The following is a 13062-nucleotide window of genomic DNA, read 5'->3' as shown; positions in this document are numbered from 1 at the left end:
ATTCAAGCAACGACCTGATCTGGCTCTTCTATTAAGTTGTTGATCCATTTCTTAGAGTGAATCCGCTGGCTAGTTAAAGCTATTTTCGCTAACTCTTCTAGCAGCACAATCATCAAAACCCATTCTAGCGGCCAACCCAGTACCAAAGCGGTGAAATAGGCGAGGGGAATACCGATTGCCCAGTGGCCAAACAGGTCGATGAAGATGCTGTAGTTGATGTCTCCACCACTTTTCAGCACTCCGCCTATACCAACCATATTGAAGACTCTTAGTACCATACCGAGTGCCATTACTAAGGTAACGTTAACGGCCGTATCTTTGAGCGCTAAGTGAGTAAGACCGATCATGTATACGATCGCGGGTTTGGCGATAAAGCACATTAACGCCAGTAAAGCAGCAAGCCCACAACTCACTAACACATAACCCCAAGCTGTATTCTCGACACGTTGATAGTTCTTCGCACCGATCTCGTTACCTAGAATGATGGAAGCCGCAACCGCAAAACCCAAAAAAGCAGAGATCAAAATGCTTTCGACAGGCGATAGCAAGGAAATGATCGCAAGTTCTCCAACACCCATTTGGCCAACAATAACGTTGTAAATAAGAATCCCGCCCGCCCATGCAGTGTCATGCACCAACATAGGTATGGCTATCGTGAAGTACTTCTTTCTGTGCTTCGGTAATATCGTATCTCGCCAATTGCTTAGTGTTGGAAATAGGTGGGCGTAGTGTCTCTTTGCCATAGCAAGCAGGGCAACCGTTTGAAAGAACCTAGACACCGTAGTACCAATTGCCGCACCAACCACACCCAGTTCTGGAAACCCAAACAAGCCGAAGATCAATAGGGCATTGAGAATTGCATTGACGATGATTGCCCAGATACTGATTTTGGTGGGGAGCTTGGCTTCGCCCACAGAACGAAGTGCACTCTCTAGCGGCACAACTACAGCGGTACCAATAAGGCTGGCTCCTGTTATCCAAAGGTAATCCGTTGCCAAGCGGACGTAATCAGGGTCTGAGGCCACCACAGACACGACTGATTCAGGAGCCAATGTATAGATGAACACAAAGGGCATGATGGCAAAGATCGAAAGTGCCCATGATTGCGCTAGTGTACGTCGAATTCCGTTGAAATCACCGGCACCAAAATATTGCGAAGCTAGCACGCTCACGGCTCCACTAATCCCCGATACCATGATCAAGTTGAAGAAGAAGATACGGTTGCCAACACCAACCGCGGCGGTTGCAGAATCACCAAGCTGATTGACCATAAAAATATCGACCACGCCAAGCAGTGAAAACAACATGGTTTGCAACGAGACTGGTAAACCTATGTGTAATAGTTTTTGCCAAAATTCTTTGTCTAAATGACGATATGTCGAGAGCATCGCATTTCCCCGGTAGTGATTATGCGAGAAGTTTATCGGCATTTGTTTTCGCTGTATTCTTCAGACTCATCACAAACTTTTGCCAAACTATCCACTTTGATAAGTTGGCCAATTGAATGAGTTAGCAGTGATATGAGTGATAAACAAGAAAGGTATGAGATCTCTGAAAAGACGCACCAAGAGTTTGTCGATCAAAGCCATGTTTTGGCATTTGAAGAGCTCGGTATCGTTCAATGTGGGACGGCGTCGTGTCGAGACTTCTTTTCGGTGTATCGTAAGAACCAACAGAAACACATGCTGTTGTATACCGTGAGAGGAAAAGGTTGGTTAGAAAGTGGGGCGTGTCGTTACATTTTAGAACCGGGTTCGTGCATTACTGTTCCAGCAGGAATAGAGAATGGTTTTGGTATTGAAGAGGAAACATGGCAGATCGCATGGATCTTTCTCTCGCCCGACAAGCTATGGGAAAATGTCGTCAATGATGAGGTGAGTTATACGCTGTCTCCGGCGGCAGAAGTCGTCTCGTCGTGCATTCATACTCTGTTGAGAAGTATTGCCTTACCCATAGATTTAGGTGGAGCGATTGCCACTCACAGCGTTGCCCAAATAGAGTTCATGATTAATGCGCCGGTTCCGCAGCAGCAATCGCGCAATTTGATCCGCTTAAGACGCGTTTTCGATAATGTACAAAAGCAGCTCCATAAAGAATGGAACGTTCATGAACTCGCGAGCTTATTCCCGTGCTCAGAGCCACACTTCCATCGTTTGTGTCAGCGCTATTACTCGCACAGCCCTATGACTCATATCATGCGTATGAGAATGGAATACGCTGCACGGCTACTTAGATCGAGTGATTGGTCGATTCAACACATTGGTGAGATAGTCGGATATCCAAATGCCGCTAACTTTAGCACTCGGTTTAAGGCGTGGTCAGGAATGACACCAAGACAATTCAAACAAAGTGCCCAATAGCGATCTTTATAGGCGCATGCAAACATAAGACACATAGAAGCATAAGATACATAGAAATACAGCGCTTTGAATTGTGCAATTGGTTATTAGGTGTTTGAAATTTGCACTATTTATCCGTTTGAAATGACCAATCTCTGATTACTTCTAATTACTAATGGTAACTAAGCGCTTCTATTAAAAAATGTTTCTGATTTGTCTACGATAATGTTAACGTGAAACTCATACTTGAATTTCAAAGGGTTGTGACTTTCATGTTTTCACATCTACCAAAACCAACTTTAGATCCAATTCTATCTCTGTCTGTCGCTTACCGCGGCGATACTCGCACTGATAAAGTCGACTTAGGCATTGGCGTTTACAAAAACGACCAAGGTGAAACACCGATCATGAAAGCCGTCTCTAAGGCTCAAGATATCGTTGTTGAAACACAGAAAACCAAAGCTTATGTTGGCCTAGCAGGCTGTGAAGAGTTTAACCAGAGCATGGTTGATCTGTTGCTTAAAGGGACTTCTGCAATAGGTCGCGTTGCTGCGATTCAAACACCAGGTGCAAGTGGTGCACTTCGCATGTTGGGTGACTTGATGAAAGTCTCTCAACCAGACACAACGGTTTGGATTTCAAACCCAAGCTACGTTAACCATAAACCGGTGATGGAAGCGGCGGGCTTAAAAGTTCGATACTACAATTACTTCAGTCCTGAAACGAAGCAAGTTGATACTGCTAAAATGTTGGCCGACCTTTCAAAATCGGGTCCATCAGACGTGGTACTTCTTCACGGTTGCTGTCATAACCCAACGGGTGCTGACATTGATTTTGAAGCGTGGCAGGAAATTACTAAGTTATCGCAAAAGAATGGTTTCTTACCGTTTGTTGATATTGCCTACCAAGGCTTTGGTGATGGCCTAGAAGAAGACGCAAAAGGTCTTCAACATATGGCGAACAACGTAGAAGAGATGTTGATTACGACGTCATGTTCGAAAAACTTCGGTTTGTACCGTGAAAGAACGGGTGCCGCGATTGTTATCGGTAAGAACAGCGAACACGTAGGCAATGCTAAAGGTAAGCTACTGACACTGGCTCGTTCAACTTACACAATGCCGCCAGATCATGGTGCCGCGTTGGTTAAAACAATTCTTCAGAATCAAGAACTAACGACGATTTGGAAACAAGAGTTGAGTGAAATGCAGCAACGTTTGTTAAATCTGCGCAAAAGTTTATGTGATGAATTGCGAAATACTTACAACACGTCACAATTTGACTTCATCGAAAGCCATAAAGGCATGTTTAGTGTACTAGGCTTTAAAGAAACTCAAATGAATCAACTACGTGAAGAATATGGAGTCTATGGTGTTGGTGACGGACGCATCAATATCGCGGGCCTTTCTGAATCCCATATTCCTTATGTGGCTAAAGCGATAGCCAACGTTTCAAAATAGAAGGTGACTGAATGTATAATTGGAAAGCGATTGTAGTTTTAATGCTAAGTGGTGGCCTGTTTGCTTGTTCGACAACGACTCAAGTTCCTGTCGAGCCAGAGCAAAAGCCTCAAGTAGAACAACCTGTTGTCGATGACTCTTCTAAGACTGACGCAACGGAAGGCGAGAAAGTAACGGAACCTACAGAGAAGCCTGAAGAAGTAAAACCAACGGAACCAGAAGCGAAACCAAAGCCTGAACAAAAACCGACTGCAAAACCAACCAAGACAAGTGATGGCAAACTGATTCTTGGCGAAGAGGAGTGGGTGTTTGTTCCTGGTCTTAAAGAAGCGTTTAAAGCACGAGTTGATACAGGTGCAACAACATCATCAATCAGTGCCGTTGATATTGTTGATTTCGAACGTGACGGTAAAGATTGGGTTAAGTTCAAAATTGAACATGACGGCATAACAACTGAAGAGATCAGCTTGCCGGTAGAGCGTTGGGTTAAGATCAAGCAGTCGAGCGCGGAAGGTACACAACGACGTGCTGTTGTTGTCGCTTCAATTCAAATCGGCGATCTAAAAGATAAGACTGAGTTTACGCTAGCAGACCGAACGCATCTTTCTTTCCCAATTCTGTTGGGTAGAAGCTTCTTTAGAGATGTTGCCGTTGTCGATGTTGGTCAAAAATACGTTCAGAAAAAAGTAACTAAATAGCGTCAATCGGTATTCATTCGAATTAGAGTCTGATGCTTTTATTGATGAGAAATGGAATCCCTACTAATGGAATTAGTGGGGATTTTTTCTTTTTATGATGTAATAAACGACGAAATACACTTTATTGCGCGTTGTTCTTCATTCGTTCACTGTTTAACCTCGACAATGTGATCCTGATCTCTATATAATCCGCGCTTCGTTTTATGTTTAATCCATACTTTCGTACTTCTTATTTTGGCTAATTGAAATAGCCAAATAATTATCTGTCAGTACACGCTTAGGAATTAGTTCTTTGATATCTACCGCGAACATCACAATGCAATTTGGCGCAGAGCCGCTGTTTGAAAACATCTCTGCTAAATTTGGTAACGGAAACCGTTATGGTTTGATCGGCGCCAATGGTTGCGGAAAATCAACGTTCATGAAAATCCTAAGTGGCGCATTGACGCCAAGCTCGGGCAACGTTTCGATCACTCCTGGAGAGAAACTGGGTGTGCTAAGCCAAGATCAGTTCGCTTTTGAACAGTACAGCGTTATCGATGTAGTGATCATGGGTGACAAAAAACTGTGGGAAGTAAAACAAGAACGTGACCGTATTTACTCTTTGCCAGAAATGAGCGAAGACGATGGTATGAAAGTCGCGGAGCTTGAAAGTGAATTCGCGGAAATGGATGGCTACACAGCAGAAAGCCGTGCTGGTGATATCCTAATCCAAGCGGGTATTGAAGAAGAGTTTCACTTCGGCCTGATGCAACAAGTTGCTCCGGGTTGGAAACTGCGTGTGCTATTGGCACAGGCACTGTTTGCAAACCCAGATATCCTGCTTCTTGATGAACCAACCAACAACTTGGACATTCATACGATTAACTGGCTTGCTGAAGAGCTAAACCAGCGTAAATGTACAATGATCATCATTTCGCACGATAGACACTTCCTTAACTCTGTATGTACACATATGGCAGATATCGACTACGGCGAGCTACGTGTTTACCCGGGTAACTACGAGTACTTCTTAGAAGCGTCAGGTTTGATTCGAGATCAACTTCTAGCGAGCAATGCTAAGAAAGCGGCTGAGATCAGCGAACTGCAAGACTTCGTAAACCGTTTTGGTGCTAACGCATCTAAAGCGAAACAAGCAAGTTCTCGCGCTAAGAAGATGGACAAGATCACGCTTGATGAAGTGAAATCATCGAGCCGTATGAGCCCATCAATTGATTTTGGTGAAGGCAAGAAACTACACCGTCAAGCGCTTGAACTTAAAGAGCTTGGTCACGGCTTCGATGGCGAAACACTGTTTGCTGGTGGTAACTTGCTGCTTGAAGCGGGTACACGTCTTGCCGTTATCGGTGAGAACGGTGTGGGTAAAACAACACTATTGAAATGCCTAGTTCAAGAGCTAGAGCAAAACGAAGGTATCGTTAAATGGTCTGAAAACGCATCAGTAGGCTACTGCCCACAAGATAGCACGTCTGACTTTGATAACGATCTGAGTATCTTCGATTGGATCTCACAATGGCGTACAGTGAAGCACGATGACCTTATGGTACGTGGTATTCTAGGTCGTCTATTGTTTACTGCTGATGATGCGAACAAGAAAGCGCGTAACTGTTCTGGTGGAGAGAAGAACCGTCTGTTATTCGGCAAGCTAATGATGCAAGACATCAACGTGCTTGTGATGGACGAACCAACGAACCACATGGACATGGAAGCAATCCAAGCCCTGAACGACGCATTGAAGGTTTACACGGGGACGCTTATCTTTGTAAGCCATGACCGTGAGTTCGTTTCTTCGCTAGCAACACACATCATTGATGTAAAAGACCAACAATTAGTGAGCTTCCAAGGTACTTATGAAGAGTACTTGGATCATCAGAAAAAGATGCTGATGGTTAGCTTATAACAGTCTTAGTCGGTCTATAACCGTATTGGTTGACCTATAGTTGCATTAGTAATTAGGTAAACGGCTAGCAGCTAACTGTTTATTTGCTGACTATAATAAGAAAGTAATAAGAATAAAAAAGCCCCCGAACACAATAGTGGTCGGGGCTTTTTGTCGTTCTGATGTTGGTTCTAATTTTAAACGCGGTTAAAAAAAATTGTTTAACCGCGCCCAAGAACGAGAACGAATTATCCGTACGTCTAGTATTTAAACAATTGAACTTGAGTATTCAACTGTTGAGCAATACCGCGCAACTCTTCAGACAAGTGACGAGAGTTATCAGCCTCAGTAGACATGTTTTCTGATACATCATTAACCAACTGAATATTCTTACTGACTTCACCGGTAACCGATCTTTGCTCAGAAGCAGCATTCGAGATATGTGAAGCCATCTCCGAGATCTGTTGAATCGATGTCGCGATCTCTTCCAATGCGATAGTCGCATTGTTTGCATCATCGACACTTGATTGCGCCAAGTCTTGGCTACGTTGCATTGATTCAACCGCACTGACGCTGTTTTTCTGAAGAGTCTCGATCATTTCGCGAATCTCGTCTGTAGAACTGTGAGTTCGTTGAGAAAGAACACGAACTTCATCTGCCACAACCGCAAAACCGCGACCTTGTTCACCCGCACGTGCTGCTTCAATCGCTGCGTTTAAGGCCAATAGGTTAGTTTGTTCTGCAATATCAGAAATGGTTGATAGAATAGTGTTGATGTCTAACGCATTCTTCTCAACTTCTTGAATGATTCCTGAAGCGTTCTCAACTTGTTGAGCAAGACTAGTGATGGAATCTTGGTTACGAATGATGACTTGCTTACCTTGTTCACAATTCTCTGTTGAACTGATCGCTGAATCAGCCGTCATTTGCGCGTTGTTTGCTACTTCTTCTGCTGTTGCCGACATTTCATGTACGGCTGTAGCAATCTGAGAAATTTCGTGAAGTTGGACTGATAGACCTTCACTTGTTTGACGAGCGACATTGGTACTAATTTCAGACTGCTGATTAAGTTGGTTCGAAGAGCCCGCAATATCACGCACTATCTCTTGAAGTTTTGCTATGAACGCGTTGACGTGATGCGCTAGGGTGCCAATCTCGTCTTTACTATGAACAGTCATACGCTGTGTTAAGTCGCCGTCACCTTTGGACAATGCTTCCATTGCCGAGCTTAGTGTCGTTAATGGCGACAGTGCTTTCTTGATGATAAACATCGCAACGAATGCGATTACAGCAAGTTGTATTAGACCAAATATTACCGACTGACGAACTAATGAATAGTAAGAAGCAAAAGAGTGGTCTTTATCGATAACAACAGTGAAATACCAGTCTGTATGAGGAACTTTCTGAGCAGAAAGAAGGGAGTCGGTACCTTTAATCGTTAGCTCTTCAAATTCTGGATTTTGCGCAAGTGATTTGATTTTCTGAGCAGAAAGGTTGTTTGAAATATTAGAAACAGGCTTTAGCGTTAGGCTGCGGTCTCTATGGGCAACAATGTTACCTTTACCATCGACAAGAAAAGCGTAAACACCAGGTTGCTCAATACTTACAATATCATTGATGAGGGTGTTTAAGTTCAGGTCTGCACCAATAACGCCAGAGAAACCGTTGGCATTGAATGGGCTTGCAATTGTTACCACTAGGTCATTCGTAGCCACATCAACATAGGGTTCAGTGACGACTGTTTGACCTGCCGCCATAGGCGCTTTGTACCAATCTCGAGTACGTGGGTCGTAATCTTGCGGTACTGGCAAATCACCACCTAGAAGAAAGCGACCGTCAGAAAGTCCTGCGTAGGCAATTTGGAACTTACCAGCACTCGTACTTTGAGTTAAATAGCTGGTTGGGTCATCGGTAAAAGTAAACGAATTTTTCGCTGCATTTACAACGTTGATTCGGCCTTCAATCCATTTTTCTATACCCGATACCGTTGTATCAGTTAGTGTATTTGAATACTGCTGAATGGAACGATAGGTTTCGTTAAGAAGTTGCTTACCTGTTACATAAGTCTGAATCATAGTCATTGCGAAAATAATGACAACAAACATTAATGTTAATTTGTTCTTGATTGAAATATTGCTAACACCCATTTACGGTACTTCACTCTATTAGAAATTTGGAAGAGAGTAGCAGTACGCCGTATTACCGTAAAGATATTTTATTACTGATTTCTATCAATAAGTGAATAGTATAAAAATGAGTTATAAACGGAAGTGACGAGAAAGGGTTATTTTCGAGGGTTTTAAGCTAAATGTTTAGTTTTTAGTTGAAACATCAAGCATTAAGGCCAATAAATCATGAAACTATTAGCCTTTAAGTTACCGTTTAACCAATCGAATTTAACATTTGCTCACTGATGGATCATAAGTGTTGAATAGACTTAAAAGCCAAATCGAGCTGACATTAAGAATTGGTGGCCGTAAGTACCGTTGTTTCGAAGATCAATACCTACTGAAAGCTGTTCTGTTGAGTGGAAGCGAGCCCCTACACCGACAATTGAACTCGTGTCGTCGCTGTCGACGAGTTGACCAAGGCGGGCGTTAACTTCAATGTTTGCCAGCAACCAAGCTCTTAAACCAATATTGATTTCAGTTTTAATGTGGTTACCATCATTACGTTCGATGTTGTGCAGTAACATCTGTCCAGTAATATCAGCCAACTGATTAATTGGGCCGTTGAACCCCATACCTACAGCCGCATCCCAATCCCCTTCAAATTCAGAATCGATTCGAGCAACAAAGTGTGAGTTTTGAGTGAACATTGTTGTGACTTCGCCACCAAATGTACTAGGGCTAATACCTGTGCGTAGCTCAAATGTATTGTAGTTAAAGTTGTTTGCATACGCAGAGAATGAACACAGTGTAACCAACCCCAAAAGGACCGTCTTGTTTGCGCTACCTAGCATGGTGACTCCATATTAATTATATTTTTCGGCATTATAATGCAAAAAAGCCTGCAATATGCAGGCCATTTGTTATAAATCATGTCTTAGAAGTCGACGGTACGGAGTTCGTATCTTACAAAACTTGAATATGATCTACTTCGATCTCTGGCGTTTTACCACCTTCGTATTCGCCAAATATACGAACTTTTGTATCTGCGGTGAGCGGTTGCGCTAGAAGGATATCGTCATCCAGTTCGATTTGAATTTCACTCTGACCATCAGAGAATACGAACGTATCGTTCTTTAGTTGACGAACAATCTTGCCATCTACGATTGCTTCTTGCTCTGCGAACATGCTGGTGTCTGCTAGTAGAGTCGCAACTGAAACGGTTTCAATCGGTCCCGTGTACGCAATAGCGCTCTGATGCTTGTGGTTACTGTCGCTATTGTTGTGATTACTGTTACTGTCGCTGTGATGGTCACTAGCCATTGCGAAAGTAGGAGCGAGGATAATAGTAGATGCGATAGCTAATACAGTTTTTTTCATGGTGAATCCCTTAATGTTGTTTTTATTAGAAACGTTTTTCTTAATTTGAAACGTTTCTTTTCGTGAGTGCGCTTATTTTGTTTGTAAGCTTCGTTTCGATGGAGCTATTAAACAACACTGGGGTTGAATCCAGAGTGAGTAACACATTCATTTTCCATTCATTTTATTGAGCATCTACACGACAATGACGTTAAGATGGAGGCAGAGAAATATTGCCCACAGCTATAAATTGAAAATTAAGAAATAAAGGATTTAAGTACAGATGCGATCACCGTTAAACGCCCTTATGGTTCAAGGGACAACGTCAGATGCCGGAAAAAGTGTTTTGGTGGCAGGTTTATGCCGTGTTTTGGCAAGGAAAGGCATCAAAGTGGCACCTTTTAAGCCTCAAAATATGGCGCTAAATAGCGCAGTGACAAAAGATGGTGGCGAAATTGGTCGTGCTCAAGCGGTTCAGGCACAAGCTTGTAATATTGAGCCTACCGTCCATATGAATCCTGTATTGCTAAAACCCAATTCAGATACGGGTGCGCAAGTGATTCTACAAGGAAGAGCACTGACGAATATGGAAGCGACCGGATATCACGACTACAAGAAAGTTGCGATGAATTCGGTTATCGATTCGTTTGATCGACTTTCTGAAGAATACCAAAGCGTGATGATTGAAGGTGCGGGCAGTCCCGCAGAGATAAATCTTCGAGAAAACGATATCGCGAACATGGGCTTTGCTGAAAAGGCAGACATCCCAGTGATCATCGTTGCTGATATTGATCGTGGCGGCGTTTTTGCACACCTCTACGGCACATTAGCTCTATTATCTGAATCTGAACAAGCGCGCGTAAAAGGCTTTGTGATAAACCGTTTTAGAGGCGATATTGCGTTACTTCAATCTGGTTTAGATTGGCTAGAAGAGAAAACAGGTAAGCCTGTGATAGGGGTTTTGCCTTATCTGCATGGTTTTAACTTAGAGGCGGAGGATGCGATAACCTCAGCCCAAGAGTCTGATGGAGAAGCTAAACTTAAGGTTGTAGTGCCAGTACTAACTCGAATCAGTAACCATACAGACTTTGACGCTCTGCGACTTAACCCGTCGATTGATTTACGTTACGTAGGCAAAGGCGAGCGCCTGAACAACGCTGATTTGATTGTATTGCCGGGAACAAAATCGGTAAGAGCCGATTTGGAATACCTAAAACAGCAAGGTTGGGATAAAGATATTCAGCGTCATCTTCGCTTGGGCGGGAAAGTGATGGGTATTTGTGGCGGTTATCAGATGCTAGGGAATATCATCCACGACCCAGATGGCGTTGAAGGGAAATCTGGAAGCAGTGAAGGGTTGGGGTATCTTGATACTGAAACGACACTAACACAGCAGAAAACTTTAACCAATGTGTGTGGAACCATGACACTTGATGGCAAAACTGCACAAGTAAAAGGGTATGAAATCCACGTAGGTAGGACTGATGTCAATGAAACGGTATTACCGGTTCAGTTAGAATCTGGCAGTGTTGATGGTGCTGTGAATCAAGATAACTCAATTTTTGGTACTTACCTGCATGGCGTATTCGATAACAGTGATGCATTGTCGCTTATTTGCGAATGGGCAGGTGCTAATGATGTGACAGCGATTGACCATGAACAGCTTAAAGAGTTGGGTATCAATCGAATCGCTGATGCCATCGAAGATCACTTGAACCTTGACCTGCTTTGGCCTGAATTAACAGCTTAGGCCGCAACTTAGAAGTTAGCTCAAGAATTTAAACGAACAATAGATTAAATGAGAATAATGAAAAAACGAGTCATCCTTTTAACTATCGTCTTAGTTTCAGCACTGAGTTCTACTCATCTTTTGGCTGCTGAAAAACTACGAGTTTATGCTGCATCGTCGATGACGAACGCGGTTAACTTGTTGGTTGAAGAGTTTGAGAAAGATCATTCTGTCGATGTTATTCCAGTGTATGCGAGCACGTCGTCTTTGGTGCGCCAAATTGAACGAGGTGCGCCAGCAGACATTTTTATCTCGGCAAACGAAAAATGGATGACGCATTTAGTCGATCGCCAATTGGTCACTAGTGACAATGTCACAAACTTGTGCGAAAACGAACTCGTGTTAATTTCCCCGAAAGAGACGCCAATATCTTTGGACCTCTCAAGCGGTGACCAATGGGCTAAACTTCTAATGAATGAAAGACTTGCAGTTGGCAACACCATGTCGGTTCCTGCGGGTATCTATGCGAAAGAAGCGCTAGAAACGTTAGGTGTATGGGACGATGTGAAGACTCGATTGGCACCAAGTAACAATGTACGTATGGCATTGGCTTTGGTAGAGCGTAGTGAAGCTAAGCTTGGCATTGTTTACAAAACAGATGCATTGCTATCTAAAGAAGTGAACCTAGTGTCGACGTTCCCATCAGATTTACATACGTCAATACGTTACCCTGTAGCTAAATTGAGCGATAAAGTCGTCGCAGAACAGTTCTATACTTTCCTAAAGAGCGAAAAAGCGAAGGACACCTTGAACAGTTTTGGATTTGAAGTGCGTTAAATGATGTATCTATCGGAATACGAATACCAAGCCTTAATACTGAGCTTGAAAGTCGCTGGTTTTGCCATCTTGTGGCTTATTCCAATCGGCATCGGCTTGGCATGGCTGCTTGCTAAGAAACAATTTGTGGGCAAAAGCATTGTAGAAAGTATTGTCCATTTGCCTTTGGTGCTTCCACCTGTGGTCATCGGTTATTTGCTGCTAGTGATGATGGGTAGACAAGGCGTTATTGGCTCTTGGCTTAATGACGTGTTTGGTATTGTATTCAGCTTTAGTTGGAAGGGCGCTGCTCTAGCGTGTGTGGTCGTAGCGTTGCCTCTGATGGTACGTTCTATACGACTGAGCTTAGAAACCGTAGACAGTAAACTTGAAGAGGCCGCAGCTACATTGGGCGCTACACCGCTTCGTGTGTTCTTCACTATTACATTACCGCTGATGATCCCAGGGATCATTACTGGCACCATGCTTTCATTCGCAAGAAGTCTGGGTGAATTTGGTGCGACCATCAGCTTCGTTTCCAATATCCCTGGAGAAACTCAAACTATTCCTTTAGCCATGTATACCTTTATTGAAACCCCTGGAGCTGAAATGGAAGCGGCTCGTTTGTGTGTCATTTCTATTGTGATCGCACTGAGTTCACTGATGCTTTCTGAATG

At 43.2% G+C, this 13062-nt stretch carries 11 protein-coding genes; 7 read left to right on the top strand and 4 right to left on the bottom strand.

Annotated features, from left to right (window positions below; genetic code table 11):
• Positions 1–2 precede the first annotated feature (2 nt).
• The gene (locus AB4232_RS07610; protein ID WP_372086802.1) at positions 3–1430 is read right to left on the bottom strand and encodes an MATE family efflux transporter; all 1428 of its coding nucleotides are present in this window, start codon (positions 1428–1430) and stop codon (positions 3–5) included.
• A 90-nt stretch (positions 1431–1520) separates the two neighbouring features.
• Between AB4232_RS07610 and AB4232_RS07605 the strand changes: the two genes are divergently transcribed.
• The 4 genes from AB4232_RS07605 to AB4232_RS07590 all read left to right on the top strand — a co-directional run bounded on the left by AB4232_RS07605 (position 1521) and on the right by AB4232_RS07590 (position 6394).
• Positions 1521–2360, top strand: a complete 840-nt coding sequence (locus tag AB4232_RS07605; RefSeq protein WP_017098263.1) for an AraC family transcriptional regulator — start codon at positions 1521–1523, stop codon at positions 2358–2360.
• 251 nt (positions 2361–2611) lie between these two features.
• Positions 2612–3796 (top strand): amino acid aminotransferase, encoded by a 1185-nt coding sequence (locus AB4232_RS07600; protein WP_372086800.1) that lies wholly within the window; start codon positions 2612–2614, stop codon positions 3794–3796.
• A gap of 11 nt (positions 3797–3807) precedes the next feature.
• Positions 3808–4494 (top strand): RimK/LysX family protein, encoded by a 687-nt coding sequence (locus AB4232_RS07595; protein WP_371726744.1) that lies wholly within the window; start codon positions 3808–3810, stop codon positions 4492–4494.
• Between the two features lie 292 nt (positions 4495–4786).
• Positions 4787–6394, top strand: coding sequence for an ABC-F family ATPase (locus AB4232_RS07590; RefSeq protein ID WP_080518033.1), 1608 nt, complete (start codon positions 4787–4789; stop codon positions 6392–6394).
• A gap of 239 nt (positions 6395–6633) precedes the next feature.
• Here AB4232_RS07590 and AB4232_RS07585 read toward each other — a convergent pair whose 3' ends face one another.
• The 3 genes from AB4232_RS07585 to AB4232_RS07575 all read right to left on the bottom strand — a co-directional run bounded on the left by AB4232_RS07585 (position 6634) and on the right by AB4232_RS07575 (position 9861).
• Entirely contained in the window at positions 6634–8520 is a 1887-nt protein-coding gene (locus AB4232_RS07585; RefSeq protein ID WP_017098265.1) for a methyl-accepting chemotaxis protein, read from the bottom strand.
• Positions 8521–8810: 290 nt separating this feature from the next.
• Positions 8811–9335 (bottom strand): hypothetical protein, encoded by a 525-nt coding sequence (locus AB4232_RS07580; protein ID WP_009845348.1) that lies wholly within the window; start codon positions 9333–9335, stop codon positions 8811–8813.
• Positions 9336–9447: 112 nt separating this feature from the next.
• Positions 9448–9861 (bottom strand): YgiW/YdeI family stress tolerance OB fold protein, encoded by a 414-nt coding sequence (locus AB4232_RS07575; RefSeq protein WP_012600619.1) that lies wholly within the window; start codon positions 9859–9861, stop codon positions 9448–9450.
• 262 nt (positions 9862–10123) lie between these two features.
• Between AB4232_RS07575 and AB4232_RS07570 the strand changes: the two genes are divergently transcribed.
• The 3 genes from AB4232_RS07570 to modB form a co-directional block, all read left to right on the top strand.
• Entirely contained in the window at positions 10124–11590 is a 1467-nt protein-coding gene (locus AB4232_RS07570; RefSeq protein WP_102582277.1) for a cobyric acid synthase, read from the top strand.
• 57 nt (positions 11591–11647) lie between these two features.
• Positions 11648–12406, top strand: coding sequence for a molybdate ABC transporter substrate-binding protein (modA, locus tag AB4232_RS07565; protein ID WP_372086798.1), 759 nt, complete (start codon positions 11648–11650; stop codon positions 12404–12406).
• Positions 12407–13062, top strand: a 656-nt coding sequence (modB, locus tag AB4232_RS07560; protein ID WP_372086796.1) for a molybdate ABC transporter permease subunit, incomplete at its 3' end; no start/stop codon positions are given.

Source organism: Vibrio sp. 10N.286.46.A8 (assembly GCF_041470165.1).
GTDB lineage: Bacteria > Pseudomonadota > Gammaproteobacteria > Enterobacterales > Vibrionaceae > Vibrio > Vibrio tasmaniensis_A.
Note: the sequence above shows the minus strand (reverse complement) of the source record. Positions and strands in the feature narration are given on the sequence as shown.

Excerpts from the sequence above, each read along its gene's own strand:
- modA (WP_372086798.1), top strand. The coding sequence starts at position 11,648 with ATGAAAAAACGAGTCATCCTTTTAACTATCGTCTTAGTTTCAGCACTG.
- AB4232_RS07610 (WP_372086802.1), bottom strand. The coding sequence starts at position 1,430 with ATGCCGATAAACTTCTCGCATAATCACTACCGGGGAAATGCGATGCTC.
- AB4232_RS07605 (WP_017098263.1), top strand. The coding sequence starts at position 1,521 with ATGAGTGATAAACAAGAAAGGTATGAGATCTCTGAAAAGACGCACCAA.
- AB4232_RS07600 (WP_372086800.1), top strand. The coding sequence starts at position 2,612 with ATGTTTTCACATCTACCAAAACCAACTTTAGATCCAATTCTATCTCTG.
- AB4232_RS07585 (WP_017098265.1), bottom strand. The coding sequence starts at position 8,520 with ATGGGTGTTAGCAATATTTCAATCAAGAACAAATTAACATTAATGTTT.
- AB4232_RS07595 (WP_371726744.1), top strand. The coding sequence starts at position 3,808 with ATGTATAATTGGAAAGCGATTGTAGTTTTAATGCTAAGTGGTGGCCTG.
- AB4232_RS07575 (WP_012600619.1), bottom strand. The coding sequence starts at position 9,861 with ATGAAAAAAACTGTATTAGCTATCGCATCTACTATTATCCTCGCTCCT.
- AB4232_RS07570 (WP_102582277.1), top strand. The coding sequence starts at position 10,124 with ATGCGATCACCGTTAAACGCCCTTATGGTTCAAGGGACAACGTCAGAT.
- AB4232_RS07580 (WP_009845348.1), bottom strand. The coding sequence starts at position 9,335 with ATGCTAGGTAGCGCAAACAAGACGGTCCTTTTGGGGTTGGTTACACTG.